We start from the raw sequence: 18,094 nt of genomic DNA, 5'->3' as shown, positions 1-18,094 counted from the left end.
CAGGAGATTTGAATATTTTGTAATGCTCTACCATTCCCCACCATCGTCAATTTAGCTGGTGTGGATGCCTGAAGTGGGCTTGAGGTAGGTGTATTGCAACAAACTGCGCTCGTAATTTTCCAGCAATAATTGGGCTTCCTCCAAGCTCATACGTTTATCTTCCATGGCCTGTTCACAGTAGCGGCGCATATTTTCCAGCAAATCTTCGGGATCGTACTGCACATAGCCCAACACTTCGGCGATGGTATCCCCCCTCACTAAATGTTCAATTTGGTAACCTTTCGGATTCATCTGAATATGCACCACATTGATGTCCCCAAATAAATTATGTAAATTACCCATAATTTCTTGGTAAGCCCCCACCAAAAACATGCCCAAATAATAGGGTTCCACCCTGGGGGGAGTCCCTGGCTGATGCACTTCTATTAAAGGATGCAATTCCAATACTGATTTGACATCCCGCAGGTCAATAAATTGGTCAATTTTGCCATCACTGTCGCAGGTAATATCCGCCAGAATGCCCCGCTGGGTGGGTTCTTCATCCAAACGGTGGATGGGCATAATCGGGAAAAGTTGATCGATCGCCCAGGAATCCGGGGCCGACTGAAACACCGACATATTGGCGTAGTAAATAGAAGCCAAGTTAACTTCCAAATTTTCCAAATCATCGGGGACGTATTCTTGCTGACGGCAAATTTGTAAAATCTTGCGGCAACAAGCCCAATAAAGCTCCTCTGCTTTAGCCCTTTCTTTCAGACCTAAATAACCAAAGTTAAATAAACTAATGGCTTCAGTTTTAAACTGTTCCACATCATGGTACGCCTCTTGGTAATTATCCACCGTAATGGTTTCCCAGGTTTCCATCAAATTACGCAAAATGGCATGGTCTTTGCCCTTCACCTTAGGCAAGGGGGGATTAATGTCATTGGTGGCCACAACATCAAAAATGAGTACTGACTGATGGCTGGCGATCGCCCGGCCGCTTTCACTAATCAGCACAGGACAGGGCACTTCAGCGGCCACACAGGCATCCTGCACTGCCGAAATCACATCATTAACGTAATTCTGGATGTTGTAATTTTTGGAAGCGTAAAAATTGGTTTTGGAACCGTCGTAGTCCACCCCTAGTCCGCCCCCCACATCCAGGTAGCGCATATTGGCCCCCAGCTTGGCCAACTGGACAAAAATTTGGCTGGCTTCCGTCATCGCTTCTTTGATCACAGAGATGGAAGAGATCTGGGAACCGATGTGAAAATGGAGCAATTGCAGACTGTCCAACATATCAGCTCGGCGCAGTTGCTCGATCGCCGTCAACATTTCCGGGATGGTTAAACCAAATTTAGCCCGATCGCCAGTGGAAATGCCCCAACGGCCCATGCCCTGGGTACTCAGTTTGGCCCGTACCCCCAAAATTGGCTTAATGCCCAGATTGCTGGAAATTTCGATGGCCAAGGCCACCTCCGCTACCTGCTCCACCACAATAATCGGCCGATGCCCCAGACGACGGGCTAGCAAGGCGGTTTCAATATATTCCCGGTCTTTATAACCATTACAAATTAGTAAAGGCTGATTTTGTTGATCCGGCTCTGGGTTCTCCTGGGGTTGGAGCATAGCCAGGGCAATCATCAACTCCGGTTTAGAACCGGCTTCCAAGCCAAAATTATAGGGAGTGCCGTAGCGCACCAGGGATTCCACAATGTGGCGATGCTGGTTGCACTTAATGGGATAAACCCCCCGGTAGGTGTTGGGATAGCGGTAACGGGCAATGCCCCGGGCAAAGGCCGCATTGAGGCGATTGATGCGGTCAGCCAGAATATCAGAAAAGCGCAACAGTAAAGGCAAGCCAATATTTCTTTGCCTCAAACCCTTAACCAGTTCGTACAAATCCAACGCTCCCCCATGGTCAGCCTGGGGAGAAACGGTCACATGGCCGGCCGCATTAATGGAAAAGTAAGGTTCCCCCCAACCAGTGATGCGGTAGAGGTTTTCGCTGTCGTCAATGGTCCAACGACGGTCTTGGGCGATCGCCTGGGGATTGGAATCAGTTTTCACCCCGGCGGTATGGCCTGCTTCAGTACTGTCGATTAACTCCGGCATTGCCATGACACTTAGTTCTAGTTCGATTGACTGCCCTTCCATGGCTTGCTCCAGCGGTAAGTAAACTGCCTTTGATTTTAAGCCCAACTACAGTGAACTATCCCAACTTGCCCAGTGACTCTGAGGGGGCGATCGCTGTTTAACCCCTGATTAAATTTGATGATAAAGTGCTGGAATGGGCTTCAAACCGTACTCCACTCTTGCCGTGATAGAGTTGAGACTTATTGATATGAATTGTTTTCCAGTTTTTAATGTCATTACCCCAAGTCGTTAGAGTCTGTTTTAAATGCCCCCCTAGCCCCCCAAGTTTGGGGGGAAAGTATTAAAAGTCCCCCAGTATTGGGGGATTTAGGGGGCAAAATACAACTTTGCAAACAAGCTATTATTGCTGGATTAAGGTCTAGGCGTGGTAGTTCGTTTAGGTTACTTACCCTGGTTGGTACAGAGCAATTTGACATGCACTTGTCAGTCCCTTTACTGCTCGAATACGAAGAAGTTTTACTACGGGAATTGCCGAACCTTTACTTGAGTTCTGAAGAAGTTGGTGAATTAATTGATTTCTACTGTGCAGTAGGAATACGACATGAAATTTTCTTTCTTTGGCGACCTTTCCTACGTGATCCCAAAGATGAAATGGTGTTAGAGCTTGCCGTCAAAGCGGGCTGTCAGACTATAATCACCTATAACGCTCGTGATTTTGTCGGCGTAGAGCAGTTTGGGTTAAATGTCCTGGAGCCTTCAGAGTTTTTACGCGTAATAGGAAAGTTGCCATGAGTATTGTTCAAGTTCAAATTCCTGACTCATTACACAAAAGCTTGTCTGACCTTGCCACTCGTGATGGAATTTCCATAGACCAATTTATATCTAGTGCGATCGCCGAAAAAGTCTCTGCTTTAATGACTGAAAATTATCTTAAAGAAAGAGCTACAAGAGGTAGTCGGTTAAAGTATGAAGCGATTTTGTCTAAGGTTCCCGATGTTGAGCCGGAACCATATGACAGAATACCAAACGAATGTTAACCTCAAGCTTTAATCTGATTTTTGTAATTAATCTGTATGCCCAATCCTTCTTTCCTGCCTCCAGAAACAGACCACCAAAGATTGCAAGAAATTTGGGAAGATAGCTTGGCCATGCAGTACTTGGCTCCGTTGACAGGCAACTATTTGCCTTGGAGTGGCTATGCCCTCCGCCCCAGTGGATTGGTACAAATTCTCAACACGATTTTAATTCGTAAACATCTATCCATTGTGGAATGTGGTGGTGGAGTATCTACGTTGTACATTGCCCGTTTATTTCGTCGCAATGGTTTGCAGGGCCGACTCCACTGTATCGAAAATAATTTGGATTGGTTAAATTTTTTGCATGATGCATTGGCGAGGGAAGAGTTGACCACCTATGTCCAGCTCATCCATGCCCCCTTGGAACCCTGCGAACTGGCCTTGGACAATGGACAGTGGTACGATCGCCAGAAGATCCGTCACCAGTTGCCCGCTAGCAAAACCATTGATTGCCTGTTAGTAGATGGACCGCCCGCCTACCGAGAAGACATTCAATATTCCCGGTTTCCTGCAGTGCCTTTTTTCCAACCGCAATTGGCACCCCACAGCACCATCATTTTGGATGACATTAACCGTAGGGGAGAACAGGAAATTTTAGCCCGTTGGCAAACATTGCTCAATGTTAGTTTTGATAGCTCCATTGGCAATGTGGCGATCGCCCATCTGTCGGCCTAGGGTAAATTTTAAAAATCCCCTGATCCACCAGTTTCAGGGAAAGCCGGGTAAAAATCTGCCAGTGTTGGGATATTGGATATTGAGGGAACGAGCTAGAACCCTACTATCTGTCAGCCTAGCAAACCAAATGCTTTACATCGTCAGACTAGTTCAGGAAAATTAAGTTTGACCCATAGATTAATCCTAATCTTTTGCTATGAAATCCCCCCAGGCTCAACAAATCCTAGACCAGGCCCGCCGTTTGCTCTACGAAAAAGCCATGGTCAAAATCAATGGGCAATACGTGGGGACGGTGGCGGCCATTCCCCAATCGGATCACCATGATTTGAACTATACGGAAGTTTTCATTCGGGACAATGTGCCGGTGATGATCTTCTTGTTACTGCAAAATGAAACGGAAATTGTCCAAAACTTTTTGGAAATTTGCCTCACCCTCCAAAGTAAGGGCTTTCCCACCTACGGCATTTTTCCCACTAGTTTTGTGGAAACGGAAAACCATGAACTCAAGGCAGACTATGGCCAACGGGCGATCGGTCGAGTTTGCTCGGTGGATGCGTCCCTCTGGTGGCCTATTTTGGCCTATTACTACGTGCAAAGAACCGGCAATGAAGCCTGGGCTAGACAAACCCATGTGCAATTGGGGCTACAAAAGTTTTTAAACCTCATTCTCCATCCAGTCTTTCGGGATGCACCCACTTTGTTTGTGCCCGACGGGGCCTTTATGATTGACCGCCCCATGGATGTGTGGGGAGCGCCGTTGGAAATCCAAACCCTGCTCTACGGAGCCCTGAAAAGTGCGGCGGGGTTACTGTTAATCGACCTCAAGGCGAAGGGTTATTGCAGCAATAAAGACCATCCTTTTGACAGCTTCACGATGGAGCAGAGTCATCAATTTAACCTGAGTGTGGATTGGCTCAAAAAACTCCGCACCTATCTGCTCAAGCATTATTGGATTAATTGCAATATTGTCCAAGCTCTCCGCCGCCGTCCCACGGAACAGTACGGTGAAGAAGCCAGCAACGAACATAATGTCCACACAGAAACCATTCCCAACTGGCTCCAGGATTGGCTCGGCGATCGGGGAGGCTATTTAATCGGCAATATCCGCACGGGTCGCCCCGATTTTCGCTTTTTCTCCCTGGGTAATTGCTTGGGGGCAATTTTCGATGTCACTAGCTTGGCCCAGCAACGTTCCTTTTTCCGTTTGGTATTAAATAATCAGCGGGAGTTATGTGCCCAAATGCCCCTGAGGATTTGCCATCCCCCCCTCAAAGATGACGATTGGCGCAGTAAAACCGGCTTTGACCGCAAAAATTTACCCTGGTGCTACCACAACGCCGGCCATTGGCCCTGTTTATTTTGGTTTCTGGTGGTGGCGGTGCTCCGCCATAGCTGCCATTCCAACTACGGCACGGTGGAGTATGCGGAAATGGGGAACCTAATTCGCAATAACTATGAGGTGCTTTTGCGCCGTTTGCCCAAGCATAAATGGGCTGAATATTTTGATGGCCCCACGGGCTTTTGGGTCGGGCAACAATCCCGTTCCTACCAAACCTGGACCATTGTGGGCCTATTGCTAGTACACCATTTCACAGAAGTTAACCCCGACGATGCTTTGATGTTCGATTTGCCTAGTTTGAAAAGTTTGCATCAAGCGCTGCATTAAATTCCGTTGTCCATTTATTTTTTGCCCAATTCCTGGGAACGGCGATAGGCCGCCCGCACTGCTTCGATGATGGCGGAACGAAAACCCATCTTCTCCAATACCGCTACCCCAGCAATGGTGGTGCCCCCCGGACTGGTAACTTTATCTTTAATCTGGGCAGGGTGCTCCTCCGTTTCCTTGATTAACTCCGCTGTGCCCAACACTGTTTGCAAAGCCAATTTTTGGGCGATCGCCCTGGGTAATCCGGCCAAAACACCACCATCGGCCAGGGCTTCGATCATCAAAGCTACGTAGGCCGGTCCCGAACCGGAAACCCCCGTCACCGCATCCATTAAATTTTCCGGCACCTCCACCACATTGCCCACCGCCGAAAAGATGGCCTTAGCCTTAGCCAACTGATCCGGCTCCACCATTTTATTCGCGGCGATCGCCGTCATACCGGCCCCAACGGTGGCGGGGGTATTGGGCATGGCCCGGATGATGGCATGGTCGGGAAAACCCTTTTGAATTCTTTGCAGAGAAACCCCGGCCAAAATGGAAATTACCAGGGGACGATTGGCTCCTCCTGCTAAACTGGCTAGCACCCGGTCTAGCACCTGGGGTTTGACGGCCAACAGCAGCACTTCAGAAACATTAGCCGCCTCTTGGTTATCGGGGGAAACCCGAACTTGATAGGTTTTTTGGAGATAATCCCGCCGGGCACCGTGGGGCTCCCCCACAATTATTTCTTCTGGGGCATAGGTCTTTTCTGCGATTAAGCGGGCCAGGATGGCTTCAGCCATTACTCCACCGCCGATGATACCGAGTTGAATGGACACTGTAATTTAGGCTATTCCCAATAGTATTCAGAATTATACCTTGAACCCCCAACTCCACCGAATCCTATGGCTAAGTCGGGGAGATAGGGGAGTTGCTAGGGTTCATTGCTCAATTCATCAATCGGGCAATTGATCAGGTTGCACTGGGTAACAAACCGTTATGACGCAACAGCGGAGCAGTTTGCGGTTGTCGCCCCCGGAATTTTTCAAAGACCACTGCGGGCGCTAAGCTTCCCCCCAAGGCCAACACCGTTTCTCGAAAACGTTTACCCGTAGTTTGCACCGCAGCTTCATTGTCTAAGCCCACCTCCTCAAAGGCGGCAAAGGCATCGGCACTGAGTACTTCCGCCCATTTATAGCTGTAGTAACCGGCGGCATAGCCCCCGGCAAAGATGTGGCCAAAGGAGCAGAGGAAAGCATTTTCCGGCAGGGGAGGCAAAATGGTGGTGATTTTCGCCAGGCGATCGCCAATTTGCTCAATGGTTTCCGGGCCGTCGGGACGGTAACGGTGGTGTAGTTCTAAATCCAGCAGGCTGAAGTTAATCTGCCGGAGCATGGCAGAGCCGGTCATAAAGTTGCGGGTGGCGAGGATTTTTTCGTATTCCGCCTGGGGCAAAGTCTCCCCGGTTTGGTAATGCTTGGCCAAACTAAACAGGGTGGTGGGGTCATAGCACCAATTTTCCATAAACTGACTGGGCAGTTCCACCGCATCCCATTCCACATTATTGATGCCCGCCGCACCGCTGTAATTAACGGTGGTTAGTAAATGCTGCAACCCATGGCCAAATTCATGGAACAGGGTAGTCACTTCGTAAAAAGTCATCAGGCTGGGCTGATCCCCCACCGGCGGCGTTTGGTTACAAATTAGATAAGCTACTGGCAAACGTAGGGATTTTTGCCCATTGATTAATTCCTGACCCCGGTTTAAGCAATCCGCCATCCAGGCACCGCCCCGTTTTTCCGCCGGCCGACTGTAGGCATCTAAATAAAAACTGGCGATCGCCGTGCCCGATTCATCCAACACTCGGAAAAATTGCACATCCGGGTGCCAAACAGGAACCTCTTCTTCACTGGCTTGAATGGTGACCCCAAATAGTCGCTTAGCCAAGGCAAATAATCCTTCCAGTACCTGGGGTAGGGGGAAATAGGGCCGCAGAGCCTCCGCATCAAAATCAAATTCCTGTTCCCGTTGCCGTTCTGACCAATAGGCCGTATCCCAATGGTGTAGCTCTTCCACCCCAGCAAATTTCTGTAGATCGGCAAATTCCTGCTCCGCCGCCTTATAACTGGGAACCCGTAACTCCTCCAACAGTTTTTCCACTGCGGCCACATTGGGGGCCATTTTGCGGGACAAACTTAACTCTGCATAGGTTTCAAAACCTAGCAACTGGGCTTTTTCCAACCGTAGCGCCAAAATTCTCTCAATTAAGGGATGGTTATCCCACTGCCCATCCGCTGCCCGACGAATAAACGCCCGGTAAACCTTTTCCCGCAGATCCTCCCGTTGGCTATATTTCATAAAAGGAAGATAGCTAGGATAGTCCAAGGTAATTAGCCAGGGGCCCTCCTCGGGAGTAGCATTGTCTTCCCCTTTCTGTTGGGCAGTTTGGGCGGCTAAAGCCAATAAACTCGGTGGCAAGCCGGCAATTTCTTCCTTGGTGGTCAGTTTCAACTCAAACGCTTGGCTGGCATCCAACACGTTATTGGAAAATTTGGTGGCCAGTTCCGCTAATTCCAATTGAATGGCGTTAAACCTGTCCCGTTTTTCCCCCGTTAAACCTACGCCCCCTAGTTCCGCTTCCCGGATATTACTTTCCACAATCCGTTGCTGGGCTGGTTCTAGATTTCCCCATTCAGCGCTATCCCGCAGGGCCACAAAGGCTTCATAAAGGGGACGACTCTGCCCCAACCGACTAATGAAACCTACCACTAACGGTTGCACTTGTTCAAAGCCATGGCGCAATTCGGGGCTATTTTTCACCCCCATCAAATGGGAAACGGTGCCCCAGGTCCAACTCAGTTTTTCTTCCAGGGCCGTCAGAGGTTCCACCAATCCTTCCCAGGTGGGCTGCACAGATTTTTCTAACTCAGTTAATTGGGCTTCTAATTCCTGCACCAGGGTAGTCACTGCGGGCTCCACATCGGTGGGTTGAATTTTGTCAAAGGCAGGCAAGTCCCGGCCTTGAAGGAGCGGATTGGCAACGGCGGTGTGGGTCATGGTGATGGAAAAACGGAAAGGTTTAAGTCGCAGGAAAAAGGTTTGTGGATAAACCACTCCCTAAATTTTGGCATGAAGGCAATGAAAAAATCAGACAACGTTGAGTGGCCGAATTTTGGAAATATCTTCCTCACTTGCCTGGGCCACATCCCATAAATCGACTGAATGTTGTGCATTTAACCAAAACTCGGGCAAATTTCCAAAAAATCGTGCAAGGCGCGTTAGGCGTTGCAGGGTCGTACATATTGGATGAGCGATGTTCTGCCCTGTATGTGAAGTACCCGCACTAGCATAACTAGGCCGTTCGAGTCTTCTAATTCAATTGGGGAGTCTATCTCGAAGTGTGCCGGTTGTTGTTTGCCGCCGTCGATAGCGATGTTGTCGGCGTACAGATACTTACGAAAGCCGGTATCGAGTATTGGATTAAGGCGGCCCTCTAAACCCGGAATGTGGCAGGTACTATGGCAGATTACTGAGCCTGTATTCTCTACTGTAGTCACAACTATTCGAATATCATATCCTGGATCCCAAGTTGAAACTATGGATCCGGGATACTGTGGATGTGCGACTAACAACTGGTATTTCCGACGTGTTGGTATGTCAAGTTTGGCAATGCCTGAGTGATCTGTTTGAGCTTGCTTAGTTGTGTTGTTGTCTGCGATTGCTACAACGATTGCGGATGCGACCGGCTTCTCTGAGGAGTCAATAACGGTGACTGTGGCATGGATTGGCTCACGCCGTAGAATGGTTTCAAATGTGAAGAAGTCCCGCCTGAGCGAAGCGGATGGCACTGTTCTTCCAGTAGCGATAAGTTTTTGCTTGATTGTTTCGACGAATTCCTCGGGTGTCTTGCTTCGAAGTGAAATATAGCCAACTGTTGGGAGGACGCTCGGAATAGGGGTTTCATCAAAGCGTGCAGGAAGAATGTACTCCTGGTGCTCTTGGAAGGCCCGAGCTTGCATTGCCTGCCGTTCGTGGTTTGTCCACATCTTTCTTGAATAGTGTTCCGAAATGAACATTATTGTAAATAATGCCTTATCCTGATAAATCTCAGAAAGATAGTCGTAGAGGTTTTTGCCCCAGAGATTGGCTTCTTCAAAAATGTCATAGAAAACAGTTACACCAGCCTCACGCAAAAGATTGGCGACGCGATCAACGTATTCTCTATCTTCGCCTGCGAAGGAGAGTGCGATTTCAAACTGGACATTTCTGGTCATTTGTATTTGAATCGTCTAATAATGGTTAAGACTATACGTTAATGTTATTTTGTATTTTGGCTAACGGGGCGAGAAGTAAGCAGAACTCCGACTTGACTGATCAGCTCAGCCAGTAGTTCAAAGCATTCATAGATAGGGTAAGTGAATCGTAAAGTAAAGATATTCTTTTAATCCTTTAAAGAGTGTTTGAAAAGTAGGATCTAAGCTGGAACAGTGACGGTTTTCGTGCCAGCTAAGTTAAAGGCGCTGTGGGCAGCTTTCAAAGCATCCACTCCCCGATCCTGGGGCACCACACAACTGATTTTGATTTCCGACGTGGCAATCATTTCAATGTTGATATTTTCCTGGGCCAGGGCAGCAAAGAAGTGGGCCGCCACCCCCGGATGGCCAATCATGCCGGAACCGACAATGCTGACTTTGGCAATGGCTTTGTTCACAACTATGGCCGCATCGAGCCAATCTTTGATCAGGGGTTGCAAAATCGCCTCAGCCTGACTGCTATCCCCTTCCGCCACCATAAAAGCAATGTCCCGGCAGGGGGTGCCTTGATTAATGCGACAGCGTTGGGATTGGATAATCATGTCCACACTGATGTTGGCTTCTGCTAGGGCGGTGAACAGTTGGGCTGCCATGCCAGGGCGATCGGGTACGTGGCGAATGGCAATTTGGGCCTGGTCTTGGTCCAGGGCTACCCCCCGCACCGCTGGTAAATGGGAAGTGTCCGTTTGGTTTTTCGGCGGAGATAAAGTTACCCCAAAAGCATTGGATAAAGCGGCGATCGCCCGGTCTGCGTCCCGTTGATCAATAACACAACTAACTTTCACTTCCGAAGTGGAAATCATTTCAATGTTGACCCCCACATCGGCCAAAGTTTTGAACATTTTGGCGGCGATGCCAGGACGACCGATCATACCGGCTCCGGCAATGGCAATTTTAGCGATGCCTTTTTCGACAATAATTTCCGCTTCCTGATCCGCTTCGGGGTAACTGCGTAGGGCCGGGGCAATGGCGCTGGTAACGGCTTCCGCTGTATTGAGTAAATCTTTGACAACAGTGAAAGCAATGTCATTACTGTTGCCGTCATGGATGGATTGAATAATTAAATCAATGTCCACCTGTTGTTGGGCAATATCCCGAAATAATTTTGATGCCACCCCAGGGCGATCGGGCACTCGCAACAGAGCGACTTTGGCTTGATCGGCGTCGTATTCCACCCCATCCACTGCCTTGGCAATTTCAAGCCCTACCAGGGAACGGTTTTGCACCGGGGGAGCCACTACTTTTGTGCCCGGTTCATCACTCCAACTGGAACGCACCACCAAGGGAATGCCATAATTGCGGGCAATTTCCACCGCCCGGGGATGGAGTACTTTCGCCCCCAGACTGGCTAATTCCAACATCTCGTCACAGGTGATTTCCGCCATCAGTTGGGCTTCCGGCACTAAACGGGGATCAGTGGTGAGAATACCCGGTACGTCGGTGTAAATTTCGCAAAAATCCGCTTTCAATGCCGCCGCCAGGGCCACGGCAGAGGTGTCTGAGCCGCCCCGTCCCAGGGTAGTAATTTCTAGATGTTCTACGCTACTGATGCCCTGGAAACCAGCCACTACCACCACTTTCCCTTCCCTTAAATGGTGCTCCAGGCGATCGGGACGAATTTCTAGAATGCGGGCCCGGCTATGTTCGGCCTCGGTGACGATGCCCACCTGGGCTCCGGTGAGGGAAATGGCGGGCTGGTCTATTTCCTGCAAGGCTAAACTCAGCAAAGCAATGGATACCTGTTCCCCGGTGGAAAGTAACATATCCATCTCCCGGCGACAGGGATTGGGGGAAATCTGTTGGGCTAAATCCACTAACACATCGGTGCTTTTTCCCATGGCCGACACCACCACCACCAGGGAGTTGCCTCCCTGCACAGTTCGTTTAATGCGTTGGGCCACCGCTTGAATACGCTCCACAGTGCCAACGGAAGTGCCGCCAAATTTTTGAACGATTAATGCCATGGTGATTTCGGGATAGGGCCGGGGAAAAGTCGGCAGTTCCCCATGGTATCAAAAAAATTAAGCCGCTATTATTTCTTGACAAAAGCCTGTTGACTTCCAGTCAATCCTGGGGGATGATGGTCTTTCGGTAAGCAAAACCACCGCAAGCGGAACTGGCGGAATTGGTAGACGCGCTAGATTCAGGTTCTAGTGTTCGTAAGGACTTCCGGGTTCAAGTCCCGGGTTCCGCATTCTAACTCTATTTGAGTTGATCAAGGTTTACTATCAACTCGGCAAATTTCTCCTAGGAGTAATTTGCCTTCCACTGCTGTTGTCTTTTTTATCAAGTTGCTAAAGCTCCAGAAGATTTGGTAGAAATGATACTCTCCCAATAGAAGAGAGCTATTTTGTCAGTCTTGTGAGCAGGATAATTGAGTCAGCTTTTATTGTTCTAATGCCAAACTAACCTCCTTTCTACTAAAGGGCAAATCCTGGTTAATGGCATCAATTTCTGCCTGCTCCATGGCATTAATTTCATCGATGTAGATTTGCAAAATTTGTTGCATTTTGGGGTGATAGAAACGATGCAAACTGTAGTTAGCTGTGGCGGGAAAACCTCGACGGCGTTTGTGGCGTCCCCCTGCCCCTGGATCAAATAGTTGAATGTTTTCCCCAATGGCCCATTGAATGGGTTGGTAATAACAAGCTTCAAAGTGCAGACAATCATAATCTGCTAGGCTTCCCCAGTAGCGACCATAGAGGCGATCGCCTTTGCGTAAACAGAAAGATAAACCAACGGGATGTTGATCATCATGCTCTGGAAAGGCTAGCACCAAAACTACCCTAGCCCGGTAATCTTCGTACAAAGACTGAAAGAACTTTTTAGTGAGGTATTTACTACCCCAATAGAATTTGTCACAGGTATTACTATAAAAACGATAAATTGCAGGAAAAAAATGATGGGGAATTTGATTTCCTTGTAAAACTTGAATGCGTAAGCCAGCCTTTTGCACCGCTTTTCGTTCTCGTTTAATATTACGCCGTTGATTGGCATTAAAAATTTGCAAATAATCGTCAAAATCTTGAAAATTTTGATTTTGCCAGATATAACTATGGTGCAACCAACTAGTAAAACCTAAACTTTCCATTTGCTTTTGCCATTGGCGATCGACAAACAAAAAATTACAGCCGGAAATTTGATTGGTTTGGCAAAAATGGTCGATGGCTTCCACCATAATCTGGGTGACCAAAGATTCATTAGCTTCAGGGTCAATTAAAAAACGATAGCCTTCGGCGGGGGTAAAGGGAGCCATACCCAACAACTTTGGATAATAGTCAATGCCCAGTCGTTGCGCCAAATCGGCCCATTGATGATCAAAAACAAATTCTCCGTAACTATGGCCTTTAAGATATAAAGCCGCTGCTCCTAGTAGAGTTTCCCCCTGCCATACAGTCAGATGACAAGGCTGCCAGCCAGTATTACGGACAGCACTGCCGGAAGTTTCTAAGTTATTGAGCCAATGCCATTCGAGAAAGGGGGTTTGTAGGGGGACGGCTAAACGGTCCCACTGGGGTTGGGGAATTTCCGCCAACGCATGGTGCCAACGCACTGTCAAACCAGAAGAATGGGACTTGGCCATGGTTAATTGCAACAGCAATCGGGTGCTTTTCGGTAATCTAACGAAATATTGCTCTCCGCTGCAACCAGCCCCTGCATCGACTGGCTAATCGCCAACCCCAAGTGCCAATGCCTCCTTTAAAAGGGCCAACAATTTTGGTTGTAATCCAACCCCCATAAAAATCCCCTGGCTGGGCAGTGACCAATTCGTCATGCACATAGCAAGCATCCATTTTACTGGGGTAAAAGGCTATGTAATCTTTGATAGCACTAAAACTGGGATTGGGAGTGGGGTAAAACCAGGCCACGTTATCTCGCCGGCGATCGCCTAAACTGAAATGATAATAACCAGCCTCCCCTTTCCATTCACAATAGGAATGTCTAGTAGATATATCCAGATACTCAGTCCGGACATCCTGGCGAGGAAAGTAGTAAACCGGTGGATGGCTTGTCTCTAACACCCGTTGGGTCAAGCAACTGTCGGCAATGGTGATCCCCTCACAAACGACCACGACCCTTTGGCTAGAAGCTTCAACTCTGGGGGGACGGGGATAGTCCCACACCGACTCCTGCCCTGGTTGGGGGGTAATGGGTTGGGGCATGGTCAAAGGCTCAGTAATTGTTGGGGTTGGCGATCGTCCAAACCAGTCGGTAGGGGCAGATTATTTAAACAACACCAATGGTAAGTGTACAGATTGGCGTGGCCGTGGTTAATGGTGGCAATGGCCGGCGCCGCTGGAAATGGCCAAAGGCGGTCAAATAATAATCCTTGGGCAAGGCTAAACTGTAGCAAATAAACCGCTGGCGGAGCCTTTAGCTCCTTGAGCAAAGCCTGGGCCAAATTCTCTAAACTACTTTGGTAGCGTTGGTAGGGGGGTAAATCCCAGGACACCATCTCATAGGCATTGGGCATCATCCCCTCATAAATTAGAGGTAAGAATTGTATACCATTGACCGTCACAATAATCGGTAACCAATGATCCCCCAACCAATTATCATCACTACACAAAGGCAAATTAAGCTGTTGGCTCACCCACTGACGGCGGGCATTAATTTCCTGACATGCCTGGTAGATACTTTGTCCCGGAAAATCCAACCAATGGGGTAACTGAATTGTCAACGGGCAGTAAATTCGCCCCCCCATTTGGGTTTGTTGCTGGGCCTGATCCGACCATAAACTAGCCACCGCCACTGTCTCAATAATCGTTTCCGGGGAACAACCGGCGATCGATTCCTTCAAAGCATTGACCATTCTTTCCGTCACAGGGGAAGCCGCAATTAAGCGACCCTCCTGCTTCACCTTGGCATTCACAATAATGCTTGCTCGTCCATTACGATTGGGTGCCTTAAGGGTTGGAATTACCACAGTCTTTATACCTATCTAGGAATAAATCAACGAAAATCGCTAAGTTAACCATATAGCCATCTCCTAACACCATTATCAAGCAATGGCACAGGAAAGAAAACCCTATTTCTGCCAACTATCCATGTTTATCATTCCATCAGCCCATCAGCGCCAAAAGCGAAACCCTCCAACTACTCGTTGGGGGGTTTGAAGAAAGAGGAACTTGGCATCGGACTATTGTGCCGTGGGGCAACCCCCAGAGTATCGTCGCCGCTGTCACATTTCACAACCGAGTGCGGGATGGGATCGGAGTGGTTCCATGACGCTAAAGACACCAAGAAAGATTTTTGGGTTTTGCTGAGAAGAAACCCAGAAGACTGCACAAGAAAAGAGAAAGAAAAATGAAGAATAAAGGTCAAGCCCTCGGTCTATTAGTACTCCTCGACTTCATCCATTACTGGACTTCCATCTAGAGCCTATCAACGGGTAGTCTTCCCGTGACCTTACTGGCTTAACACCATGAGAGTACTCATCTTGAGGTGGGCTTCCCACTTAGATGCTTTCAGCGGTTATCCACTCCGCACTTGGCTACCCTGCGTTTACCGTTGGCACGATAACAGGTACACCAGAGGTGCGTACTTCCCGGTCCTCTCGTACTAAGGAAGTCTCCTCTCAATACTCTTACGCCTACACCGGATATGGACCGAACTGTCTCACGACGTTCTGAACCCAGCTCACGTACCGCTTTAATGGGCGAACAGCCCAACCCTTGGGACGTACTACCGCCCCAGGTTGCGATGAGCCGACATCGAGGTGCCAAACCTCCGCGTCGATGTGAACTCTTGGCGGAGATCAGCCTGTTATCCCTAGAGTAACTTTTATCCGTTGAGCGACGGCCCTTCCACTCAGTGCCGTCGGATCACTAAAGCCGACTTTCGTCCCTGTTTGACTTGTCAGTCTCACAGTCAAGCTTCCTTCTGCTTTTACACTCTTCGGCTGATTTCCAACCAGCCTGAGGAAACCTTTGCGCGCCTCCGTTACCTTTTAGGAGGCGACCGCCCCAGTCAAACTGCCCACCTGAAATTGTCCTTCTCCCGGATAACGGGAACAAGTTAGAATTCTAGCCTCACCAGAGTGGTATCTCACCGTTGACTCCATTACTCCCACAAGAGCAACTTCATAGTCTCCCACCTATCCTGCGCAAGCAAAGCCCGAACCCAATTCCAAGCTACAGTAAAGCTTCATAGGGTCTTTCTGTCCAGGTGCAGGGAGTCCGTATCTTCACAGACAATCCTATTTCGCCGAGCCTCTCTCCGAGACAGTGCCCAGATCGTTACGCCTTTCGTGCGGGTCGGAACTTACCCGACAAGGAATTTCGCTACCTTAGGACCGTTATAGTTACGGCCGCCGTTCACCGGGGCTTCAGTCGCTAGCTTCAGGATTACTCCCTGACCAACTTCCTTAACCTTCCGGCACTGGGCAGGCGTCAGCCCCCATACTGCGTCTTACGACTTTGCGGAGACCTGTGTTTTTGGTAAACAGTCGCCTGGGCCTATTCACTGCGACCTCCATTGCTGGAGGCACCCCTTCTCCCGAAGTTACGGGGTAATTTTGCCGAGTTCCTTAGAGAGAGTTACCTCGCGCCCCTTAGTATTCTCTACCTTCCTACCTGTGTCGGTTTCGGGTACAGGTGACTATAAATTAACGTGGTTCGGGCTTTTCTTGGAAGCTTGACATCATGCACTTCGTCTCCGTAGAGACTCCCCATCACACCTCTGCTCAAGACGTTTTCGCCGTCTCTCATCGCCTCGAATGCTTGGACTGGTAACCAACTTCCAGTTGCACTAGCCTTCTCCGTCCCCCGCCACAATCTATAATCAGTACCGGAATATTGACCGGTTGTCCATCGACTACGCCTCTCGGCCTCGCCTTAGGTCCTGACTAACCCTCCGCGGACGAGCCTTCCGGAGGAACCCTTAGGATTTCGGGGTATGGGATTCTCACCCATATTTTCGCTACTCAAGCCGACATTCTCACTTCTGTACTGTCCACACCTGCTTGCCGCTAGTGCTTCACCCTATACAGAACGCTCCCCTACCACTCATATCTGAGTCCACAGCTTCGGTACATCACTTAGCCCCGTTCATTTTCGGCGCAGGAGCGCTTGACCAGTGAGCTATTACGCACTCTTTTAAGGATTGCTGCTTCTAGGCAAACCTCCTGGTTGTCAATGCACTCCCACCTCCTTTCTCACTTAGTGATGATTTGGGGACCTTAGCTGGTGGTCTGGGCTGTTTCCCTTTCGACGATGAAGCTTATCCCCCACCGTCTTACTGGTCGTTTCTTCTTGGGTATTCTGAGTTTGCCTCACTTTGGTACAGCTCTCGCCGCCCGCAGCGAAACAGTGCTTTACCCCCCAAGTTGACTTTACAACCGCTGCGCCTAAACACATTTCGGGGAGAACCAGCTAGCTCCGGGTTCGATTGGCATTTCACCCCTAACCACAGCTCATCCGCTAATTTTTCAACATTAGTCGGTTCGGACCTCCACTTAGTGTTACCTAAGCTTCATCCTGGCCATGGTTAGATCACCCGGGTTCGGGTCTACAAATTGTGACTAACGCCCTATTCAGGCTCGCTTTCACTTTGGCTTCGGTGCAACACACCTTAACCTGCCACAACCTGTAAGTCGCCGGCTCATTCTTCAACAGGCACACGGTCACTCGTTTAATCGAGCTCCCATTGCTTGTAGGCTAACGGTTTCATGTTCTATTTCACTCCCCTCAACGGGGTTCTTTTCACCTTTCCCTCGCGGTACTTTACGCTATCGGTCACACAGTAGTATTTAGCCTTACCGGGTGGTCCCGGCTGATTCAATCGGAATTCCACGAGCTCCGACCTACTCGGGATACAGCTAGGCTGATTCAATTTTCGACTACAGGACTTTCACCTCCTCTGGTGCAGTTTTCAGCTGCTTCGTCTAATCTACTCAGTCCACGTTGCTGTCCCACGACCCCAATCTTCGAAAAGATTGGTTTAGGCTGTTCCCCGTTCGCTCGCCGCTACTTGGAGAATCACTTTTGTTTTCTTTTCCTCTAGCTACTAAGATGTTTCAGTTCACTAGGTTTGCTCTCTCCCGCCTATTTTATTCAGCGGGTAGTTCACTTGGGTTGCCCCATTCGGACACCTCCGGATCAATGCTTGTTTCCAGCTCCCCGAAGCGTTTCGTCGGTAACCACGTCCTTCTTCGCCTCTGTGTGCCAAGGTATCCACCGTTAGCCCTTTGTAGCTTGACCTTTTTAAGATCTTCTTTTTGCTAACTAGGATCATCTTTCCCCCTACCTTCACCGCCCTTCAGTCTCACACTCAGCCAAAAGCCTTGTGGTTAACATCAAAACGGT

12 protein-coding genes, 1 tRNA gene and 2 rRNA genes are annotated in these 18,094 nt (G+C 49.1%); 5 read left to right on the top strand and 10 right to left on the bottom strand.

Annotated features, from left to right (window positions below; genetic code table 11):
• Nucleotides 1-51: 51 nt before the first annotated feature.
• Nucleotides 52-2,139: a biosynthetic arginine decarboxylase gene (gene speA, locus C7I86_RS15615; protein ID WP_010874165.1), complete on the bottom strand. Its 2,088-nt coding sequence runs from the start codon at nucleotides 2,137-2,139 to the stop codon at nucleotides 52-54.
• 297 nt (nucleotides 2,140-2,436) lie between these two features.
• Between speA and C7I86_RS15610 the strand changes: the two genes are divergently transcribed.
• From C7I86_RS15610 to C7I86_RS15595, 4 genes are all read left to right on the top strand, one after another.
• Nucleotides 2,437-2,871: a putative toxin-antitoxin system toxin component, PIN family gene (locus C7I86_RS15610; RefSeq protein WP_199303515.1), complete on the top strand. Its 435-nt coding sequence runs from the start codon at nucleotides 2,437-2,439 to the stop codon at nucleotides 2,869-2,871.
• Entirely contained in the window at nucleotides 2,868-3,116 is a 249-nt protein-coding gene (locus C7I86_RS15605; RefSeq protein WP_020861940.1) for a hypothetical protein, read from the top strand. Before C7I86_RS15610 ends, C7I86_RS15605 begins: the two co-directional genes overlap by 4 nt.
• Nucleotides 3,117-3,152: 36 nt before the next feature.
• Nucleotides 3,153-3,830, top strand: coding sequence for a class I SAM-dependent methyltransferase (locus C7I86_RS15600; RefSeq protein ID WP_010874163.1), 678 nt, complete (start codon nucleotides 3,153-3,155; stop codon nucleotides 3,828-3,830).
• Between the two features lie 196 nt (nucleotides 3,831-4,026).
• A complete protein-coding gene (locus tag C7I86_RS15595) occupies nucleotides 4,027-5,496 on the top strand; it encodes a glycoside hydrolase 100 family protein (RefSeq protein ID WP_010874162.1) in 1,470 nt (489 codons plus the stop codon).
• A 14-nt stretch (nucleotides 5,497-5,510) separates the two neighbouring features.
• On the opposite strand, the gene proC is transcribed toward C7I86_RS15595, so the two are convergent.
• The 4 genes from proC to C7I86_RS15575 form a co-directional block, all read right to left on the bottom strand.
• Complete coding sequence (proC, locus tag C7I86_RS15590; RefSeq protein WP_010874161.1) at nucleotides 5,511-6,314, bottom strand: pyrroline-5-carboxylate reductase; 804 nt, start codon at nucleotides 6,312-6,314, stop codon at nucleotides 5,511-5,513.
• A 133-nt stretch (nucleotides 6,315-6,447) separates the two neighbouring features.
• Nucleotides 6,448-8,532: a M3 family metallopeptidase gene (locus C7I86_RS15585; protein WP_014407162.1), complete on the bottom strand. Its 2,085-nt coding sequence runs from the start codon at nucleotides 8,530-8,532 to the stop codon at nucleotides 6,448-6,450.
• Between the two features lie 221 nt (nucleotides 8,533-8,753).
• Nucleotides 8,754-9,749 (bottom strand): toll/interleukin-1 receptor domain-containing protein, encoded by a 996-nt coding sequence (locus C7I86_RS15580; RefSeq protein WP_010874159.1) that lies wholly within the window; start codon nucleotides 9,747-9,749, stop codon nucleotides 8,754-8,756.
• 200 nt (nucleotides 9,750-9,949) lie between these two features.
• Entirely contained in the window at nucleotides 9,950-11,752 is a 1,803-nt protein-coding gene (locus C7I86_RS15575) for an aspartate kinase (RefSeq protein ID WP_010874158.1), read from the bottom strand.
• A 146-nt stretch (nucleotides 11,753-11,898) separates the two neighbouring features.
• Between C7I86_RS15575 and C7I86_RS15570 the strand changes: the two genes are divergently transcribed.
• Nucleotides 11,899-11,982, top strand: a tRNA-Leu gene (locus tag C7I86_RS15570).
• A gap of 192 nt (nucleotides 11,983-12,174) precedes the next feature.
• Here the strand turns inward: C7I86_RS15570 and C7I86_RS15565 are convergent.
• The 5 genes from C7I86_RS15565 to C7I86_RS15545 form a co-directional block, all read right to left on the bottom strand.
• Nucleotides 12,175-13,371 (bottom strand): GNAT family N-acetyltransferase, encoded by a 1,197-nt coding sequence (locus tag C7I86_RS15565; RefSeq protein ID WP_010874157.1) that lies wholly within the window; start codon nucleotides 13,369-13,371, stop codon nucleotides 12,175-12,177.
• Nucleotides 13,372-13,408: 37 nt separating this feature from the next.
• Nucleotides 13,409-13,951: a DUF427 domain-containing protein gene (locus C7I86_RS15560; RefSeq protein ID WP_010874156.1), complete on the bottom strand. Its 543-nt coding sequence runs from the start codon at nucleotides 13,949-13,951 to the stop codon at nucleotides 13,409-13,411.
• A 2-nt stretch (nucleotides 13,952-13,953) separates the two neighbouring features.
• A complete protein-coding gene (locus C7I86_RS15555) occupies nucleotides 13,954-14,715 on the bottom strand; it encodes a hypothetical protein (protein WP_010874155.1) in 762 nt (253 codons plus the stop codon).
• Nucleotides 14,716-14,915: 200 nt separating this feature from the next.
• Nucleotides 14,916-15,033 (bottom strand): 5S ribosomal RNA (gene rrf, locus C7I86_RS15550).
• Nucleotides 15,034-15,105: 72 nt separating this feature from the next.
• Nucleotides 15,106-17,989, bottom strand: a 23S ribosomal RNA gene (locus C7I86_RS15545).
• Nucleotides 17,990-18,094 lie beyond the last annotated feature (105 nt).

The sequence above is a fragment of the Synechocystis sp. IPPAS B-1465 genome (assembly GCF_003015225.1).
In the GTDB taxonomy this organism is placed as follows: domain Bacteria; phylum Cyanobacteriota; class Cyanobacteriia; order Cyanobacteriales; family Microcystaceae; genus Synechocystis.
Note: the sequence above shows the minus strand (reverse complement) of the source record. Positions and strands in the feature narration are given on the sequence as shown.

Bases quoted from the DNA above. Each gene is read 5' to 3' on its own strand.
- C7I86_RS15595 (WP_010874162.1), top strand. From the start codon at position 4,027: ATGAAATCCCCCCAGGCTCAACAAATCCTAGACCAGGCCCGCCGTTTG.
- C7I86_RS15560 (WP_010874156.1), bottom strand. From the start codon at position 13,951: ATGCCCCAACCCATTACCCCCCAACCAGGGCAGGAGTCGGTGTGGGAC.
- C7I86_RS15600 (WP_010874163.1), top strand. From the start codon at position 3,153: ATGCCCAATCCTTCTTTCCTGCCTCCAGAAACAGACCACCAAAGATTG.
- C7I86_RS15565 (WP_010874157.1), bottom strand. From the start codon at position 13,371: ATGGCCAAGTCCCATTCTTCTGGTTTGACAGTGCGTTGGCACCATGCG.
- C7I86_RS15605 (WP_020861940.1), top strand. From the start codon at position 2,868: ATGAGTATTGTTCAAGTTCAAATTCCTGACTCATTACACAAAAGCTTG.
- C7I86_RS15585 (WP_014407162.1), bottom strand. From the start codon at position 8,532: ATGACCCACACCGCCGTTGCCAATCCGCTCCTTCAAGGCCGGGACTTG.
- C7I86_RS15575 (WP_010874158.1), bottom strand. From the start codon at position 11,752: ATGGCATTAATCGTTCAAAAATTTGGCGGCACTTCCGTTGGCACTGTG.
- speA (WP_010874165.1), bottom strand. From the start codon at position 2,139: ATGGAAGGGCAGTCAATCGAACTAGAACTAAGTGTCATGGCAATGCCG.
- C7I86_RS15580 (WP_010874159.1), bottom strand. From the start codon at position 9,749: ATGACCAGAAATGTCCAGTTTGAAATCGCACTCTCCTTCGCAGGCGAA.